Annotated in this window: 19 protein-coding genes; 4 read left to right on the top strand and 15 right to left on the bottom strand. The window is 27.5% G+C overall.

Annotation, left to right across the window (positions count from 1 at the left end):
• From psyc5s11_RS02695 to psyc5s11_RS02660, 8 genes are all read right to left on the bottom strand, one after another.
• Positions 1-807, bottom strand: a complete 807-nt coding sequence (locus psyc5s11_RS02695; protein ID WP_224036106.1) for an ABC transporter permease — start codon at positions 805-807, stop codon at positions 1-3.
• 14 nt (positions 808-821) lie between these two features.
• Entirely contained in the window at positions 822-1,667 is an 846-nt protein-coding gene (modA, locus tag psyc5s11_RS02690; RefSeq protein WP_224036105.1) for a molybdate ABC transporter substrate-binding protein, read from the bottom strand.
• 263 nt (positions 1,668-1,930) lie between these two features.
• Positions 1,931-2,791: a 4Fe-4S binding protein gene (locus psyc5s11_RS02685; RefSeq protein ID WP_224036104.1), complete on the bottom strand. Its 861-nt coding sequence runs from the start codon at positions 2,789-2,791 to the stop codon at positions 1,931-1,933.
• A 477-nt stretch (positions 2,792-3,268) separates the two neighbouring features.
• The gene (locus tag psyc5s11_RS02680; RefSeq protein WP_224036103.1) at positions 3,269-3,685 is read right to left on the bottom strand and encodes a bacteriohemerythrin; all 417 of its coding nucleotides are present in this window, start codon (positions 3,683-3,685) and stop codon (positions 3,269-3,271) included.
• A 296-nt stretch (positions 3,686-3,981) separates the two neighbouring features.
• Positions 3,982-4,299, bottom strand: a complete 318-nt coding sequence (gene trxA / locus psyc5s11_RS02675; RefSeq protein WP_224036102.1) for a thioredoxin — start codon at positions 4,297-4,299, stop codon at positions 3,982-3,984.
• Between the two features lie 228 nt (positions 4,300-4,527).
• On the bottom strand, positions 4,528-6,228 hold the full coding sequence (locus psyc5s11_RS02670) for an FAD-dependent oxidoreductase (protein ID WP_224036101.1): 1,701 nt from the start codon (positions 6,226-6,228) through the stop codon (positions 4,528-4,530).
• Between the two features lie 47 nt (positions 6,229-6,275).
• The gene (locus tag psyc5s11_RS02665) at positions 6,276-6,596 is read right to left on the bottom strand and encodes a rhodanese-like domain-containing protein (RefSeq protein ID WP_224036100.1); all 321 of its coding nucleotides are present in this window, start codon (positions 6,594-6,596) and stop codon (positions 6,276-6,278) included.
• A 55-nt stretch (positions 6,597-6,651) separates the two neighbouring features.
• Entirely contained in the window at positions 6,652-7,338 is a 687-nt protein-coding gene (locus psyc5s11_RS02660; RefSeq protein WP_224036099.1) for a Crp/Fnr family transcriptional regulator, read from the bottom strand.
• 500 nt (positions 7,339-7,838) lie between these two features.
• Here psyc5s11_RS02660 and psyc5s11_RS02655 point away from each other — a divergent pair, with 500 nt between their 5' ends.
• On the top strand, positions 7,839-8,204 hold the full coding sequence (locus tag psyc5s11_RS02655; protein WP_224036098.1) for a NifB/NifX family molybdenum-iron cluster-binding protein: 366 nt from the start codon (positions 7,839-7,841) through the stop codon (positions 8,202-8,204).
• Positions 8,205-8,318: 114 nt separating this feature from the next.
• Here psyc5s11_RS02655 and psyc5s11_RS02650 read toward each other — a convergent pair whose 3' ends face one another.
• Complete coding sequence (locus tag psyc5s11_RS02650) at positions 8,319-9,191, bottom strand: LysR family transcriptional regulator (protein WP_224036097.1); 873 nt, start codon at positions 9,189-9,191, stop codon at positions 8,319-8,321.
• Positions 9,192-9,317: 126 nt separating this feature from the next.
• On the opposite strand from psyc5s11_RS02650, the gene psyc5s11_RS02645 reads away from it, so the two are divergent.
• Entirely contained in the window at positions 9,318-10,316 is a 999-nt protein-coding gene (locus psyc5s11_RS02645) for a YeiH family protein (RefSeq protein ID WP_224036096.1), read from the top strand.
• 175 nt (positions 10,317-10,491) lie between these two features.
• Here psyc5s11_RS02645 and psyc5s11_RS02640 read toward each other — a convergent pair whose 3' ends face one another.
• The 6 genes from psyc5s11_RS02640 to psyc5s11_RS02615 form a co-directional block, all read right to left on the bottom strand.
• A complete protein-coding gene (locus tag psyc5s11_RS02640) occupies positions 10,492-10,836 on the bottom strand; it encodes a DsrE family protein (RefSeq protein ID WP_224036095.1) in 345 nt (114 codons plus the stop codon).
• Between the two features lie 97 nt (positions 10,837-10,933).
• Positions 10,934-11,578: a 4Fe-4S binding protein gene (locus psyc5s11_RS02635; RefSeq protein WP_224036094.1), complete on the bottom strand. Its 645-nt coding sequence runs from the start codon at positions 11,576-11,578 to the stop codon at positions 10,934-10,936.
• 221 nt (positions 11,579-11,799) lie between these two features.
• Positions 11,800-12,162, bottom strand: coding sequence for a sulfite exporter TauE/SafE family protein (locus psyc5s11_RS02630; RefSeq protein WP_224036093.1), 363 nt, complete (start codon positions 12,160-12,162; stop codon positions 11,800-11,802).
• Positions 12,162-12,938 carry a prolipoprotein diacylglyceryl transferase gene (gene lgt / locus psyc5s11_RS02625; protein ID WP_224036092.1) on the bottom strand — a complete coding sequence of 259 codons (777 nt, stop codon included), beginning with the start codon at positions 12,936-12,938 and terminating at the stop codon, positions 12,162-12,164. Before lgt ends, psyc5s11_RS02630 begins: the two co-directional genes overlap by 1 nt.
• Positions 12,939-12,957: 19 nt before the next feature.
• Positions 12,958-14,091: an ROK family protein gene (locus psyc5s11_RS02620; RefSeq protein WP_224036091.1), complete on the bottom strand. Its 1,134-nt coding sequence runs from the start codon at positions 14,089-14,091 to the stop codon at positions 12,958-12,960.
• 253 nt (positions 14,092-14,344) lie between these two features.
• Positions 14,345-15,460 (bottom strand): 4Fe-4S binding protein, encoded by a 1,116-nt coding sequence (locus psyc5s11_RS02615; protein ID WP_224036090.1) that lies wholly within the window; start codon positions 15,458-15,460, stop codon positions 14,345-14,347.
• Positions 15,461-15,858: 398 nt separating this feature from the next.
• On the opposite strand from psyc5s11_RS02615, the gene psyc5s11_RS28030 reads away from it, so the two are divergent.
• Both psyc5s11_RS28030 and psyc5s11_RS02605 read left to right on the top strand, forming a co-directional pair.
• The gene (locus psyc5s11_RS28030; protein WP_224036089.1) at positions 15,859-16,692 is read left to right on the top strand and encodes a methyl-accepting chemotaxis protein; all 834 of its coding nucleotides are present in this window, start codon (positions 15,859-15,861) and stop codon (positions 16,690-16,692) included.
• Positions 16,693-16,707: 15 nt separating this feature from the next.
• Complete coding sequence (locus tag psyc5s11_RS02605; protein WP_224036088.1) at positions 16,708-17,571, top strand: MBL fold metallo-hydrolase; 864 nt, start codon at positions 16,708-16,710, stop codon at positions 17,569-17,571.
• The last annotated feature ends 143 nt before the right edge of the window (positions 17,572-17,714 follow it).

Genomic DNA, 17,714 nt, shown 5'->3' with positions numbered 1-17,714 from the left:
CTATTTTAAGTATATGTTATCTTTTTTACATATAAATTCAAAAGTAATTAATCCTATAATAGAAATGATAATTAAAATTGTTGCTGCTGCTAAAGCTTTATCTAAATTTCCACCTGATAAATTTAGAAATATTGCTACTGGTAATGTTTCTGTTTTCATTCTTATAGATCCAGCAAGCATTAACGCAGTGCCAAATTCTCCAAGAGTGTTTGTCCAAGTTATAATTATAGCAGTAATCAATCCATTTCTAGCTAAAGGAAGGCTAACTTTAAAGAATGTTCCGAAACTGCCATATCCTAAGGTTCTTGACATAAATTCAAGCTTAGGATTTATATCCTCAAAGGTTGTTCTTATAATTCTAATCATATATGGAGCATTAATAAAAAAATGAGCTAATATAATTCCTTTCACTGAAAACACAGGATCTAAATGTAGTTTATTAAGTAAAATACTCATTTTTTCATTACTACATAATAATAACAATGCAATTCCTGATGCAATTGGTGGAATTGAATTTGGAATTTGAATTATCCCACTAACTATTCCTTTTCCATAAAAATTAAATTTAGCTAATCCATAGGAAATAGGAATTGCAAATATCAATGAAATCAAAGTTGCTATAGTTGATGTATATAACGTTGTTTTTATTGCAAATTTAATTTCTTCATCCATAAGGCTTTCTAAAATATAAGGTAAACTTCTTTTTACAACTGAAAATATTGTAAGCAATATTAAACCTGTAAGCATAATTACAAACATGCCTATGACAACCTTAAAAAGAATATCTTTATACTTTTCTTTAAACATCTTCCTAGTTTCCTTTACTGTATTGGCTTTAGATTAAATTTCTTAAGTATTTCATTAGCCTCATCAGATCCTGCATACTTCATAAACTCCTGTGCTAATTCATTATCAGGTGAACTTTGCAAGGTACAGATAGGCATAGTCTTAATTGCATTTTCACTTTCTGGAATAGCTATTAAATCTAAATCCTTTGATGCATTTAAAATATTATCTTCCCATACAATAGAACAATCTCCCTTACCTTGCGAAAGGAAAGTAACTACTTCATTTACTGTGCTAAAGGTAGCTACTGTATTATTTTTCGCTGCATCTAATACTCCCTGTTTTTCAAATAACTTATTTGCCAGCTTTCCTAAAGGTGAAGTTTGTGGATCACCTATAATAATCTTAACTCCTGATTTACCAAAATCCTTTAAAGAATTGATTTTTGCTGGATTTCCTTTAGGAACAGCAATAGCAGGTATATGTTTTACTAATTCTTTTTCATCTTTAATTAAATTTTTATCCTTTGCTACTTGATAATCCTCTACTGATGCTAAAATACAAATATCACCTTTCTTAGTAATTTCCATTTGACTTATAAGCTCAGTGGAATTAGCATAAGTAAATTGAACATCAGCACCATATTTTTCTTTAAATTTTTCTCCAATAGTATTCATTGGATTATTTACACCTGCTGCACAATATACAAGTAATGTTTTCCCCTCATATTTCTTATTTTCTGATGTATCTAATTGGTTTTCTGCTTTTTTAGTAGTATTTGAATCTCCTTGCGCTGGTTTTTGTGTTGCAGTGCACCCTAAAAATACTGTTATGATTATTAAATTAATTAATCCTGCCCATATAATTCTTTTAAATTTCATTTATACTCCCCCTTGTGCTTATATTTAAAAAAAAAAATAAAACATTACAAAACATAACTATATAGTTTTCACTTCGTTGTGTTTTACAATGTTTTATTATATTATATATTATTCCCTTTATTAACTCAACAGTTTTATTGTCAAATGCCACAAAAAAATATTGACTTACTTTCGTAATCATCTTAACATTAATTGTAAATGTAACTTATTTTTACATTCGAATATAACAAAAAAAAGAATGCCTATTAAGCATTCTTTCAATATCAATCAATCTTTTTTAATACATCATCTATAAACTTTTCCTTCCCCACTCTATCCATAACTCCTGAAATTCTCTCACCTTTATTACCTATTTCTCTGTAATGTTCCATAATTTTATCGATAACAAACACTACCTCTTCTTCTTTGAAAATTTTCCCAAGGGAATCTCCAATTCTTATTCCCCTTCCAAATCTTCCACCAACAAATATTTCTGCACCTTTTTCTTTAGCAAGGGCTGCATTAGTCCTACAAACTTTTACACATTCACCACAACTTACACATAAGTCTTTATTGTAAATTATTTTTTTATCTATTACTTCTAATGCTTTTTGTCTACAGCCTTGTACACAAAGACCACAACCAATGCAGTTATCTAAATTAAATTCTGGTATTGTTCTACCCATTACTCCAATATCATTTATATTTGCTTTTGCACAATTGTTAGCACATCCAACAATACCCATTTTACATTTATGTGGTGTATCTGTTCCAAAGTATTTGCTTTCCAATTGTCTGCAAATTTCTTGAGTATCAATATTTCCATGAAGACATACAGTTCCTTTACATGCAACTAATGGTCTTATTTTTTGACCTGTACCACCATGACGTAGTCCTAATCTTTTTGCTTCTTCCATTACATTTTTTGCATCTTCATCTTTAATCCAAGGAATTTCCATTTGAAGTCTTGTTGTAAGACCAACATAGCCTCGTCCATATTTTTCTGCAATCTTATTAATATTATTTAATTCCTGAGTAGTAAAATTTCCTGCTTTACTTAAAAACCTTACTGCATAATGCTCTTTATCATTTTGTAATAAAAATCCTAAGCCCTTCATTTCTTTTTGTCTCTTTGCATTAACCATAAAAACTATACATCTCCCTTAAAATTATCGTTTTTTACATAAAGCACAATCCAAAAAATAACAAGTCAATTTTCCTCCTTGCCTGATGAAAAATATCCACACTTTAGAACAGAGCAGCTATGCTACAATATGGAACTTTTCTGCATATCGGAACTTATATTTGCAATTAGGGAACTTGTTATTTATTTTCATGTACCTAAAACGAGATTCTGATGGTTTTAAGTATAATACATGTCTATTCATAAGTGAAATAAGTATTTGTAATATAATCATAAATATATTTTATGATTCAAAAGCTCTATTCTTTCTACATATAAAATGATACAAAACATTAATCCTCATATTAATATTGGCTGTAAGATAACAAATGATACTATGTATTTAAATAAAATTTCTTAATAAATTTACATTGTAACACTATATTATTTTTAAATTCAAAAGAGAGGAAACTCCTTATTTAAGTTTCCTCTCCTTATATTATACAACTGTTTTTAAAAATACTGCATATCCTCTATCTGCAATCATAATGTGTTTACTAATCCATTCTGATAGAAAATCTATAATTTCTAATATTATTTTTCTTTGATTCTCATCTATATCTTCTCTTGAAGATACTTTATTTATCTTATTTACATAGATTTCATGTTCTTCCGCTTGGTCGTGGGTATGATTATAGTTATATTCTTTTAGCATATTTTCTTCATACTCAAAATGATATTTTGTATATTCTAAAAGTTCATCAATTATTGTCATTATTTCATCATATCTATCATATCCATCATCTATTATTGCGATATCATATGCTCTTTCTCCTATTTCCATTAACTTTTTATGTTGTTTATCAATTTCTTCAATGTTTAAATTATATTCTTCTTTCCATTTAAATGCTGCCATTTCAATCTCCCCTTGTTACTTAATAATTATTATTACTAAAGATATTTTATCATATGTTTTTGGCAAATGCAAATTAAATTTAGTAGTAAAAATATTTAATAATATGCCTTAGCAAATTAGAAATACTATATATGTATTTAAAAAGCAGACAGTCTAACTTTAATTTAGACTATCTGCCAAACATGTAAATTCATTATACTTATACAATGTCTGAGCCATGTTTATAAATACTGAAAAGCAGGTATATCTAATTTAGCCTACCTGCCAATCACGTAAATTTATTATACTTTTGCTTTCTATAAATGTGCATTAACCTTATTTGTTATATTTTGCTCTGGCATAAAACCAGCTAAGTTTTCTACAGGGACTCCATCCTTAAATATAATCATAGTTGGAACTGCAGCTATTCTATACTTTTGAGCTAGATTATTGTTTTGATCTATGTCTACCTTAAAGAATTTAGCTTTATCTTCCATTTTATTGCTAACTCCCTCAAATACTGGAGCTAACATCTTACATGGTCCACACCAAGTTGCAGAGAAATCAACAACTACTACCCCTTTAGTATTTTCAACATTTTCAGCAAATTCATTACTATTTAATACTTTAACCATACTTAATTCCTCCAATTTATATTTTCTAATTTTCCTTACTTCTTATGATTTAATTATAAACTTATATTTTTGCTACCTCTGTGACTTAATCACTTAATTCACTTTCAAAAACTAACAACTCAGTATAATAGTCCCTTTTATTTTCTACTCCTAATTAAGCACAATCAAAAAATAATAGACCAGTATGAGCGTATATTTGGTCTATTATTTATTTTCATGTGCCTTAAATTATCTAAAATTATATTCTGTAACAATACTTTCTCTATTTTGAGTTACATCATTAAAATATTCATAAAGCGATAATCCTAAAAAGCTTCCTGTTATATTGTAAACATTATTAAATCCTAGATTTTGAAGAGCTAAAACAGCATTATAACTTCTTTGTCCAGTTCTACAGTGTAAATATACAGGTTTATCTTTTGGAATTTCATTTATTCTTTCTCTAAGTTCACTTAATGGAATATTAACTGCATTTTTAATATGACCATTTGCATATTCTCCTCGTTCTCTAACATCTACTATATAAGAATTATGTTCCACAAGTCCTCTAACAAAATCAACATTAACTTGTTTAAAATCTCCATTTAAAAGATTTGAACCAACATATCCTGCATAATTAACAACATCTTTTGCTGTAGAAAATGGTGGTGCATAGCATAATTCTAAATCTTTTAGATCTTCTACAGTTCCACCAAATTTAATAGCTGTTGCAATTACATCAATTCTTTTTGTAACATCGCCTTTGCCTATAGCTTGAGCTCCTAAAATCTTTCCTGTTGGAACTTCATAGAGCAATTTAAAATGCATAGGTGCTGAAGTTGGCATAATTCCAACTTTATCTGAAAGTATAACCCTTACCACCTCATATTTTATTTTCATATTAAGAACATTTATAAGAGCTTCATTTAAGCCTGTTGATGCTCCATTATAATCAAAAACTTTTATAGCTGATGAACCTATATATCCTTTATTTAATCCTTGCTTTCCATTTATATGATCTGCTACTGATCTAGCTTGCTTTTGAGCTGGACCTGCAAGTGATAATTTTGCTGCTGAATGAGTCAAAGCATTATAAATTTCTATTGCATCTCCAACTGCATATATATTATCATCATTAGTCTTATAATTTCGATCTACTTTTATTGCTCCAGTTTCACCAATATCTAAAGCTGCTTCTTTTGCAAGCGCAGTTTCTGGTGCTACTCCTATAGCCATAACTACGACTTTAGCTGTAATCTTTTTACCAGAAGCTAATACAACTACATCTTTTTCAAACTTTTCAACTTTATCTCCAACAATTAAGTTAACACCTTTATCATAAATTTCTTTATGAAGAATTTGAACCATATCATAATCAAAAGGTCTTAATATCTGATCTGTTCCTTCTATAAGCGCTACATTGTAATCAGCTTCCCTTAAATTTTCTGCTGCCTCAACTCCTATAAATCCACCACCAATAACTGCTATATCCTCAGCATCAATTGATTTTATATATTTATTAAGTTTGTCTATGTCCACAACATTCCTTATTGTAAAAATGTTGACCTCTTCAATTCCAGGAATATTAGGAACAATTGGTTTTGCTCCTGGAGACAATACTAACTTATCATAACTTTCCTTATATGTTTCACCAGTTAACAAGTTTTTAACTGTTACATTTTTTTCTTCTTTATTTATATATAACACTTCGTTATTTACCCTAGCCTGAATATTATATTGAACTAGAAATTTTTCTGGACTCATTAAAACCAATCTATCTGGCGTATCTATTATTCCACTCAAATGATATGGAAGTGCACAATTTGAAAATGATACATGAGGCCCTTTTTCAAACATTATTATTTCATCTTCTTCACTAAGTCTTCTAAGTCTTGCTGCTGCAGATGCTCCCCCTGCAACTCCACCTACTATTAATATTTTCTTCTTCATAATACTTCTCCTCCTAATTTAAGATAGCGTAAATGTACTAACCCTTATTATTTTCTTTTTGTTCCTACATATGAACCCATTCCACCTGAAACATTAATAACATCAAACCCCTGTTTTGTAAGACTACTACATGCTCTTGCACTTCTTCCACCAGATTGGCACATTATGTAGTATTCTTTGCTTTTATTTAAATACTTATCTGGTTCATTTAAAAGTTGGCCCATTGGAATGTTTTTCGCGCTCTTTATACTTCCACCTTTATATTCATAATCTTCTCTAATATCAATTAATTCAACTTTTCCAATTAAATTATCAATATCATTTACATTAATAACTTTTCCATCATTTCCTTTAAAAAATCCAAACATTTTTATCTCCTCCTAAATTCACTATTTATTTTAATTTAATATTTATAATATTGATTTAAACTTTTAATATTTCATTTAAATCCTTAAGTATTACTATTTTTCCTCGTTCTAATTTTATATATCCTCTTTTTTCAATGCTTTTTAGTTTTCTACTAACAACTTCACGAACAGAATCAACTTCAAAAGCCAGTTCATTATGAGTTGCATAAATTATTTTACTATTTTTATTGATAAGTAATCTAATGAGTCTTGATTCTAAAGATTCATGGATCATGTCTTCCTTATTTTCTAGAACAGTATTAAATTTTTTATACAAATCTTTATACATATATAATAAAAATTCATTATCTTGAATGAAATATCTTCCAACTATATCAAAAGGGATTATACATACTTTCGAATCTTGAATTGCTTTGCCTGTTATATTTAAAGATTCTAAATTTGATAAGCAACTTAGGGCTTCATGGCAAAATTCTCCTTGTTTTATATTATAGAGATTAGTTTCTTCCCCATCTTTATTAATCTTTTGTATTTTTATTGTTCCTTTTATTACAAATAAAACTCCCGCACATACTGCCTCTGCTGAAGATACATATTCATCAGAATATACAGTCTTAAAAATTGCCTGTGTGCTTATTATTTCATTATTATTTTTATCAATTACTTTTAATACTGGATACATTTCATACAAAGACATTATATCTTTTGATCTATTATTTAATTTTTCACCATAATTTTTCATTTACGCCCCTCCTTGATTTCATTATATAATAGTCTTTCATAAATATATGTGACTAAGTCACACCTATAAGACTAACTTAAAAATACAAAAAAATTAGAGAATAGACTACTTCTTAGTTTCCTCATTTATATTTGCTTATTAATAATCGTTTACATTGGCTAAATACTTAATTTTACACTTCTAAAAATATGATCATTTTTATATTTTTGCAACTAGATTATCTATCTATTTCATTACGCCTATTCAAATGACTATGTAATCTTTTTTATTTCACTGTGCATTATGTTTTAAATATTTTGTCTTAATTCAATAATTTAGCACACTCTTCTTACATCACTCCCTCTAAATACATAAGTCTAATAGTTTTACATATTTTATTCTTCCTTATTAGAGATTATTGACATATGTTCTTTACAAGTTTATTATAATATATAAAACAGCATATGCCAATAACATTTATTTCATATGCTGCTTTAATATATTTATTGGAGGTCTATAATATGAAAATTGCATTACCATCACGTAATAATAATATTGATGATCACTTTGGACATTGTGAATATTACACAATTTTCACAGTTGATACACAAACTAAAGAAATAACAGCTTCTGAAACTCTTCCATCACCAGCAGGATGTGGTTGTAAATCTAATATTGCACCAATTCTTTCTGATATGGGTGTCAAAGTTATGCTCGCAGGTAATATGGGTGAAGGTGCTGTTAGAGTACTCAACAACGTAGGAATAGAAGTATTACGTGGTTGCTCTGGAGATGTTAAGACTGTGGCTTTAAAATGGCTTGAAGGATCTCTTGCAGATTCTGGTGATATCTGCCATGAACATGAACACGGATGCCATAATGAATAAATTTTAAAAACAAATTAACTAGAAATATATATATTTCTAGTTAATTTTTTTATAAATAATATTCAGACAAAAACATCTAACAATTATAACTATTTTTATACTCTTAAATATTTCTTAAAATTCATCAACTAGTTCTCTATATAAATTTTCAAAAGCACTATTTTTTCTCCATATAAAATAAAAATCATGATTTTTCTGTAAATCATCAATCTCTATTTTTTTTAAAGTGCCTCTTTCTAATTCATCTTTTACTGCTATTTCATATAAAGATGTAATTCCATTATTATTTTCAACTAAATGTTTTATTGCATTTATATTTCCTATTTCTACAACTTTATTAAAATCGTTTAGATTAAGATTTTGTCTTTCTAAGTTTTTTTCAAAAATATCTCTTGTACCAGATCCCTTTTCTCTTACAATCAATGTCTCCTTAAGTAAATCTTCTAATACATGTGGTTCCTTTTTAAATTTATAATTTTTTCCTGCTACACAAATGTAGTTTTCTTTTGAATAAACAACATAATCATAATCACTTTTGACAAAATAACCTTCTACTAATGCAAAATCAATTTCACCATGTTGTAATTTATAAAGAAGTTCTTCAGTATTTCCAACAATCATATTAATATTAATATTATCATTTTTATTTAAATAATTATGAACTTTTGGTGGTAATATAAATTCTCCTATTGTTAGAGTTGCTCCAAATTTAAGATGTGTTATTCTAAGCTTTTCCTGTTTAATTTTTTCTTTTAAGAACTCTTCATCATGCTTCATTGTACTAGCAGCTCTATAAAACATTTTTCCTGATTTCGTAAGCTTTATTTTTTTGCCTTCATATTCAAAGAATTTTGTATCATAAGTTTTTTCTAAATATTTAATATGTTGTGATACTCCAGGTTGTGTAATACACAATATTTCTGCTGCCTTAGTAAAATTCATATATTCACAAACAGTTAAAAATGTCTTTATTCTAAAATCCAACAAATTTTTTCACCTCTTTTGTTTAATCATAACATATTTTTATCATTATATAAAAATAAATAATTTTATCTTATCATTTTTATATGCTAGTATACTTTTAAGATAAAAATTAAGAAAAGAGGAATAATTATGAAATTTATTAAAAAAAATTACCAAGGTTTATTTCTTTGCTTTTTAATAGGCATTATAGCTTGGTTGCTTGGAAACACTTTTTCAATTATAGGAGGTCCAGTATTTGCAATTTTATTAGGCTTAATAATTGCACTTTTCCCACGCAAGGATTACTTTGAAAGTGGAATTACGTTTACATCGAAAAAAATACTCCAATATGCTATTGTTCTACTTGGATTTGGAATGAACTTTATTCAAATATTTAAAGTAGGTGGTCAATCACTATTGATTATAATTTCAACAATTTCAACATCACTAATTGTTTCATATGTCGTAAGCAAATTAATGAAAATTCCTTCAAACGTCTCTATATTAGTTGGTGTAGGATCTTCAATATGTGGTGGATCTGCAATTGCTGCAACAGCACCAGTTATTGACGCTAATAATGATGAGATTGCAAAATCAATTTCTATTATTTTCTTATTCAATGTAATTGCTGCATTTTTATTCCCTGTTCTCGGTAACTTATTAGGGCTTACTGATATCGGTTTTGGAATGTGGGCTGGAACTGCTATAAATGATACCTCTTCAGTAGTTGCCGCAGGGCAAACTTGGACAAGCTCTCATGGAAATGATGTAGCTCTACATTATGCTACAATAGTTAAACTTACAAGAACTCTTGCTATAATTCCAATTACATTAGTATTAGCTTTATATCGCTCTAAAAAAAATTCAAACACTACCGTTAAACTTTCAAAAATATTTCCATGGTTTATTTTATTTTTCTTATTAACTGCTATTATAAGTACAGTATTTAATTTGAGCGCTAGCTTTACAAATTCTTTAACTGAAGGCGGTAAATTTTTTATTACAATGGCTATGGGCGCAATTGGTTTAAATACTAATATTATAAAATTAATCAAAACTGGTGGAAAACCAATTATTATGGGACTTCTTTGCTGGATAAGTATTGCTCTTGTTAGTCTTCTCATGCAACATGTACTGCACATTTGGTAATATAAGCTGTTGTGATAATTAAAATTAATGCACAAGAAAGCTTAGAATTATTAGACAAACTCCAATAATTCTAAGCTTTTAAAATATTTACTATAATTTTTCTAATCATACTCCTCACTTACACTTTAAATCTTTGTACAAATATATACGATATTTCCCCACCCAAATAAATTACTTATGGTTTTATATATGCATATCCTTCACTTTGTTTAATTACAAGTTCTAAAATGCCAACTGGAACAACTTCTATAAAATAATTTAAATCCTCTTTTTTTATCTTATTAGCTATCAATGCATTATTACACGCTACAAATTTAACTCCATTACTATTTAAATTTTCTATAACACTTATATCTGAATTAAAATTAGAATCATAAAATTTAACTGCCTCTGAATTAGCTAAAACTTCAATACTATATTCATTAACATCTATAGCATCTAACAAATTACTAACGTTTTTTAATAGTAGTTTCCATTTATCAAGTTCATCTACATGAAATATCACCTTATATGTCTTCATAATAGCTATCTCCTCTCCTATTTCCGAAAATTAATTATTCATATGAAAGAAAATAACAAGTCTGAAATGCACTGTATATTAACTTGTTATTTTTTGATTATGCCTTATATCCAATTGATTTTTTAGGGCATGCTGTTACGCACTTCCCACATTGTATACAATCTGGATGACTTAATATATCACCTTTATAATCAAAAGGAACTAAACCTATTGGACATTTTTTTTCACATATCTTACATGAAACACATGAAGATGATACGTGTAATACTTTTTTACTTTTTCTAAATTTTGCTGTAATTGATGCTAAAGTTCCCATTGGACAAAAATTGCACCAAGTTCTATGATTATAGAATAAAGATAATACTATACCAATTATAGTTGTTACAACAATCATTCTATAAAATACCATTCCAATACCATAAAGATTACCTAAGTTTTTACTTACTCCTGAAATAAACATTGCCATCATAATTGTTAATATTATAGCTCTAAAATAGTAAGACTTGAAAAACTTAGGTGGTTTTCTTTTATTACTAAATTTAGAAACTACATTATCATAAAAATTTCCTCTTGGACATAAATTTCCACACCAGAATCTGCCCCGAGTAATAGAAACAATTACAGGTGCTATCATACAAAGGACTGCCACTACAGCAAATCTTAAATCAAACATACCTAATACTACAAATGCTATTAACAGTGTAAATGAATACTTTTTCCATAACTTTAAAAATTTTTCCACTAAAATACCCCCGAATTATATTACTTAAATAAACATGTTCTAATTGATTTTTAACATTGCTTATTTAGTTCTTTTTTATTATATTCATTATATTTATTATTCTCTGTAACTTTATCACGCACTTAAATAGCATTAGCATACATATGAAAAAAATAATAAGCTGTTACAAAAATTAAAGTAACAGCTTATTATCTATTGAAATTTGTTATAATTACATTTTTCTATTTAGAAAAAATCATTTTTAAAGATATCAAAATCATAAATACCCCAAAAGATTTCTTTAAAATTGATAAAGGAATATTATTAGCTATTTTTGCACCAAACACAGATCCAACAACTAAAAATATACATATTAAAATTCCTGCTTGTAAATTTACTTGACCTCTTTTATAGTAACTAATAAATGCTAAAATCCCAGCTGGTGGAAGCAAAATTGCAAGTGATGTTCCTTGAGCTTTTAATTGACTAAATCCGCATAAATACATTAATGCAGGTACAATTATTACTCCTCCCCCAATTCCAAACATTCCACTTAAAATTCCAGCTAGTAATCCTATTACTATAAATAATATTATATCAATCATTAATCTACGCTTCCTTTTCTTACACTTTTATAATAACTTAAACCTATAAATATTATCCAAATTAAAACTCCACTCAAACTCACTAATTGAGCAATTCTAATAGGTCCTAGCATTAAACTATCTGTTCTCATTCCCTCGATTATAAATCTCCCTATAGAATACAAGCCAATGTATGTAAAAAATACAATTCCATTTTTTTTGCTTTTCCTTAGTATGCCCATTAATATTATAAATACTAGTAAGTTCCAAGTAGATTCATATAAAAAAGTAGGATTATAATATACTCCTTCTATATTCATACCATTTTGAATAAACATAGGAAAATGTTTAATAAATTCATAACTAACAGGGTCTCCATGTGCTTCCTGATTGAAAAAATTTCCCCATCGTCCTAATGCTTGTGCAATAATAATAGAAGGGGCTGCTACATCTGCAAATTTAATAAAAGGAAGTTTTTTTATTTTCGTATATATTAATGCTGTTCCTATTGCGAAAATAAGTCCACCGTGTATAGCTAATCCGCCATTCCTTATGTTAAATGCTTCAATAATATTGTTTTTATAATTTTCAAATTCAAATGCTACATAATATAGTCTTGCACCTACAATACCAATTGGAAGAGATAGTAGTACAATATTTAGTAAATTATCATAATCAACTTCTCTCCATTTACAATTATAATTTGCTATTGATATTCCGAGTACAATTCCAGTTGCAATTATTATCCCATACCATCGTATGGCAAATCCTAAAATTGAAAATGCTGTTGGATTCATAATTTCACGTCCTTATCTTTTAATTTTGTAATTTTTGTATAACCATAGCACATGCTCCTACTGCCATCGACTTGTCTTCATAATATCCACCATTGCTAAATTGAATATTATTATTTTTAATATGACATTTTTCAAAAGCTATTTTTTTAGATATATCATAGAACAATTTCGAATATTGTATTAGTGGGCCACTTAATATGATTAACTCTGGATTAAACAACTTCATGTAATTTGCAAGTCCTATTCCAAAATGTAAAGCTGAATTCTTAATAATATTCACAGCAACTTCATTTTTGCTTTCTGCCAAACTGCATACATCTTTATAATTAATATTATCTAATTTTTTATTTAAATATGATCCCCTAATTTCTTTCATTTCATCAATAAATTTTTTTGTTATATTTGATATTGATACATAGCTTTCTATACATCCGTAATTACCACATGAACATACCTCTCCGTTTACATCAACAATCATATGACCAAAAGCATCTTCTAAATTGTTGATTGTGCGAATTAAAACACCCGATGATATAATTCCAGTTCTTATTCCTACACCACAGTTGATATACGCAATATTCTGTTTCCCTTTTCCAATTCCAAAATTATACTCTCCAATAACAGCTGCATTAGCACCATTATCTACACATATTACTGAATCTAATTCTTTATCTAAAGCCTCATATAAGGGCTTAATGTTAAATCCGTCAACAATTCCTATCCCAATTCCAATAATTGATGATTTTTGTATATGTAATTTTGTATATATATCTTTTATAGAAGTAGGTATAATTTCATTTATATTTTCAATCTTATATTCATGGCTTAATAATCTTTCTTCAATTATTTTTAATTTCAAATTTGTTATAACTATTTTAGTATAGGTTCGCGAAATATCAATTCCAATAAGATAAAATTCCATTGGATTTACATCATATAAACTAGGTTTTCTTCCCCCTGTAGATTCTCCAATATCTGTTTCCACAATTATTTTTTTATCAATTAAAATTTGAATCTCTCTATTTAGTGTTGTCAATTTTATTTTAGTTATATCTATCAATTCACTTTTAGTTATAGGACCTTTTTTTTGTACAATATCAAATATGTATTTGCTTCTATCATTTAATGATTCAAAATTTTTATAAGCTTCCAAAAAACTTCACTTTCCTTTCTTGATATTAAGAATATCATGTTTTAACCATTTTGGAAATAAGATTCGATATTTTTAACATAGTTGTAACTACTTTCATTTAGGGCAGATATTCTTTAGCAAAATTATTATACTTAGTTACATACACATATAAGGCATATGAAATAAAATACCTAAAAGAGAGAGGATGCACTATTTTTCTAGTTTCCTCTCTTTTTTAGGTACATGAAATAATTTAATTAGTTCCAATTATTTTTCACTTCAGCTTTTCTCTAGCTCCTTCTACGTCAAAACCAGGAATAGTATTGGGAATCTCTTTTAGTTTAGTATTTTGGGGAATAGATGTAGGTATCTCAAGCTTTTTATACACTTCATTTATATCTATTTTTAAACCTACTGATACTTCTTCTATTGTCATATAACCTTTTATTTCTTCTGGTGTCATTTTTGTTTCAGAAGTTATAGGTGGTGGTGTAAGCTCATATATTCCCATGAGTTTTGTAATACCTATTCCGCTAAAGAATATTACAAATACAAATAGTGAAATAAATACTGGTTTGATTGATTTATTTTTAACCTTAAATTCTAATGTATTATTTTTAGGACAAGAAAGTATGCAACTTTGACAATTAATACATTCAGCAGATTTAATTTCTTTAAGCTCTGAAACTTTAATATTAACAGGACAGTTTTTGTCACATAAGCCACAATTAATACAAGTAGTTTCATTTCTTGTGATTTTTGATGGACTTAACTTTGAAACTATTCCATAGAATGCACCCATAGGACAAAGATATTTGCAAAAAAATCTATCATATAATAAAGATCCAACTATAGTAACTATTAGTATAATAAGTGCAATTGAATATTCTTCAACAAGCGATGTTAGTCCAGCAGATATATGCCCATATGCAGCCCAAGGATCATATGGATTTACCCACAAACCAGCAGTCTTCCATGCAAGAAATAGTGTAAGTAAAAGAACGATATATTTAAGATATCTTAAAGGCTTGTCTATTTTTTCTGGCATAATAAATATTTTCCTAAATATCTTTTTACCTATAATCCCAAAGAATTCTTGAAGAGCTCCAAAAGGACAAATCAAACCACAAAAACTTCTTCTAAAAATTATTGCTATGATTAAAGTTATAATAAGAATAACTAACGTACCCGAAAATATTTTTTGTATAAATGTTCCTCCAAAAATCAGACTATAAAGTGTTTCTAAACCTCCATAAGGACATAGCGCGTGTATAGATGGTTCATTTCCACCTCCTAAAAGCTGATGAAGATAAGCTTCCACAGTACTGTGTATCAAAAATATTGCTAATAAAATATAACGTAGATTTTTTAAAATTTTGTTACTTTTCATATATTTCCCTCCTACTCTCTATAGTTGAAAGTCCAATCCTAGTTCTATTAATTTTCTCATCTCTTAACTTATTTAAAGTATATCATCCATAGTAATTAAAAAAGTGTCCTAATTGTGTCTTAATATTTCACAATTAGGACACTTTTATATATCTGAATTGTTTTATTATTATAGTTTACCTACTATATATGTTGTAATTATCAATGTTAAAGTTTCAATGCTCAATTAATGATGATAGTTTTTGATAATTTACTGTGAATTGTAGATTGTAAAATACAATATATATAATAAAAATTGAGGCTCAATAAACCAATCTAAAAATAGTAAATAAAGGTTCTTTATGGTATAATATCTTATAATATAGAGAAATTTAACTAAAAAAATTAGGAAGTGACATTATGATAAATGAAATAAGAGATAATGAATTAATCCAATCATTTTTTAATCTAATCCCATACTTTCAGTATTATTTTGAAGATGAATTGGTTTTCACAATATCTAATACTGAAAGATTTCTTTTTGTACAAGACTGTGAAAATTTAAGAATGGCTTCAAAAACAGGAGATGCAATACCTGCTGGTTGTGCAGCAGATGTGTGTTTAAATCAGAAGAAACCAGTATCACTTATAGTACCTGCACATGTTTTTGGTGTACCCTTAAAGACAATGGCTGTTCCGGTATTTGAAAATGGTAAGATATCAGGAACAATGGCAATAGGTCTGAGTTTAAGTAAAAAAGAGAGAATTTCAAATTTATCAAACACATTATCACATTCATTAACAGAAATAAGTACTAACTTATTTGATATGACATCAGGAATTCAAAATATATTTGAAACAAATTCAAGCATTCAAAAATTCATTGAAATAACAAAAGATAACTCCCAAAAAACTGATGAAGTATTAAGTTTTATAGAAGGTATTGCTAAACAAACAAATTTATTAGGCTTAAATGCTGCAATAGAATCAGCTAGAGCTGGAGAATATGGCAAGGGATTTAGTGTAGTATCAACTGAAATTAGAAACCTTTCAAAATCAACTAAAGAATCTGCAAATCAAATTAATAGCATATTAAATACTATACAAAATTCAATAAATGAAATTTATTTGAGATTTAATGATTCAAATCTACTATTAGATAATCAGTCATCAGGACTTGAAGAAATTACTGCTACAATACAAGAACTTAATTCTACTGCTACAATCTTAAAGGAATTTGCTTCAAAAATGTAAATAAGGGGTGTTAAAATGAAAATAACTACATTAATAGAAAATACCCAAGATAAAAATAAAAATTTAAAATATGAACATGGGCTTTCTATGTTTATTCAAACTGAAAAATGTAATATTCTTTTTGATACAGGAAAAACAGGAGATTTTATTGAAAATACTGAAGCTTTAAATATAGATCTCAAGAGTATTGATGTGTTAATTTTAAGTCATGCACATTATGATCATTGTGGTGGTGTAAGAAGATTATTGGAAACTTACAATATAACTCCTCAAATTATAGTTAGTGAACATTTTTTTAAAAATGCTGATAGATACCATTATTCTGATGGCAATCTTAAATCGGATTTTTCAAAGGAAATTGGTTATACATATGTAGGCATTGATTTTGATAAAGAATATATTGAAAGCAAAAGTGCTTTTATAAATTTTGTACAATCAGATATTTTAGAAGTAAGTGATGATGTTTTTGTATTTTCTAATTTTAACAAATACTATGATTTTGAAAAATTAAATAAAGATATGAAAATAAAAATTGGTGCTGACTATAATATTGATACTTTTAATGATGAAATTGCAGTAGGACTTAAAACTAAAGATGGAATAGTAGTTTTACTTGGATGTGCCCATCCTGGATTCTTAAATATTGTAAAAACTATTCAAGAAAGAACTAAAGAAAAAATAGTAGGTATAATAGGTGGAACACATCTTATAGAGGCTGATGATGAAAGAATAAATAAATCTATTGAATGTATAAATAATTTAAATGTGAATTTATTAGGTTTATCTCATTGCACTGGTGAAAAGGCTGTTAACTTGATTAGTGAAAATTGCAATAGTACATTTATGAATATAACAGGAACAACTTTAACTTTAGAATAATAATTAATTTATATGTATATGTTGAAAAAAATAAAGACTCTTCTTATGCTAACTGCGCAAGAAGAGTCTTTATTTTGCATTATTATTGTTGTTACTTTAATTACCATACTTTATTATTTAATCTAATTAATTTTTGCAACCTC

It is taken from the genome of Clostridium gelidum, assembly GCF_019977655.1.
GTDB classification, from domain to species: Bacteria; Bacillota; Clostridia; order Clostridiales; family Clostridiaceae; genus Clostridium; species Clostridium gelidum.
Note: the sequence above shows the minus strand (reverse complement) of the source record. Positions and strands in the feature narration are given on the sequence as shown.

Coding starts and splice junctions, on each gene's coding strand:
- psyc5s11_RS02695 (WP_224036106.1), bottom strand. CDS start 807: ATGTTTAAAGAAAAGTATAAAGATATTCTTTTTAAGGTTGTCATAGGC.
- modA (WP_224036105.1), bottom strand. CDS start 1,667: ATGAAATTTAAAAGAATTATATGGGCAGGATTAATTAATTTAATAATC.
- psyc5s11_RS02685 (WP_224036104.1), bottom strand. CDS start 2,791: ATGGTTAATGCAAAGAGACAAAAAGAAATGAAGGGCTTAGGATTTTTA.
- psyc5s11_RS02680 (WP_224036103.1), bottom strand. CDS start 3,685: ATGGCAGCATTTAAATGGAAAGAAGAATATAATTTAAACATTGAAGAA.
- trxA (WP_224036102.1), bottom strand. CDS start 4,299: ATGGTTAAAGTATTAAATAGTAATGAATTTGCTGAAAATGTTGAAAAT.
- psyc5s11_RS02670 (WP_224036101.1), bottom strand. CDS start 6,228: ATGAAGAAGAAAATATTAATAGTAGGTGGAGTTGCAGGGGGAGCATCT.
- psyc5s11_RS02665 (WP_224036100.1), bottom strand. CDS start 6,596: ATGTTTGGATTTTTTAAAGGAAATGATGGAAAAGTTATTAATGTAAAT.
- psyc5s11_RS02660 (WP_224036099.1), bottom strand. CDS start 7,338: ATGAAAAATTATGGTGAAAAATTAAATAATAGATCAAAAGATATAATG.
- psyc5s11_RS02655 (WP_224036098.1), top strand. CDS start 7,839: ATGAAAATTGCATTACCATCACGTAATAATAATATTGATGATCACTTT.
- psyc5s11_RS02645 (WP_224036096.1), top strand. CDS start 9,318: ATGAAATTTATTAAAAAAAATTACCAAGGTTTATTTCTTTGCTTTTTA.
- psyc5s11_RS02640 (WP_224036095.1), bottom strand. CDS start 10,836: ATGAAGACATATAAGGTGATATTTCATGTAGATGAACTTGATAAATGG.
- psyc5s11_RS02630 (WP_224036093.1), bottom strand. CDS start 12,162: ATGATTGATATAATATTATTTATAGTAATAGGATTACTAGCTGGAATT.
- lgt (WP_224036092.1), bottom strand. CDS start 12,938: ATGAATCCAACAGCATTTTCAATTTTAGGATTTGCCATACGATGGTAT.
- psyc5s11_RS02615 (WP_224036090.1), bottom strand. CDS start 15,460: ATGAAAAGTAACAAAATTTTAAAAAATCTACGTTATATTTTATTAGCA.
- psyc5s11_RS28030 (WP_224036089.1), top strand. CDS start 15,859: ATGATAAATGAAATAAGAGATAATGAATTAATCCAATCATTTTTTAAT.
- psyc5s11_RS02605 (WP_224036088.1), top strand. CDS start 16,708: ATGAAAATAACTACATTAATAGAAAATACCCAAGATAAAAATAAAAAT.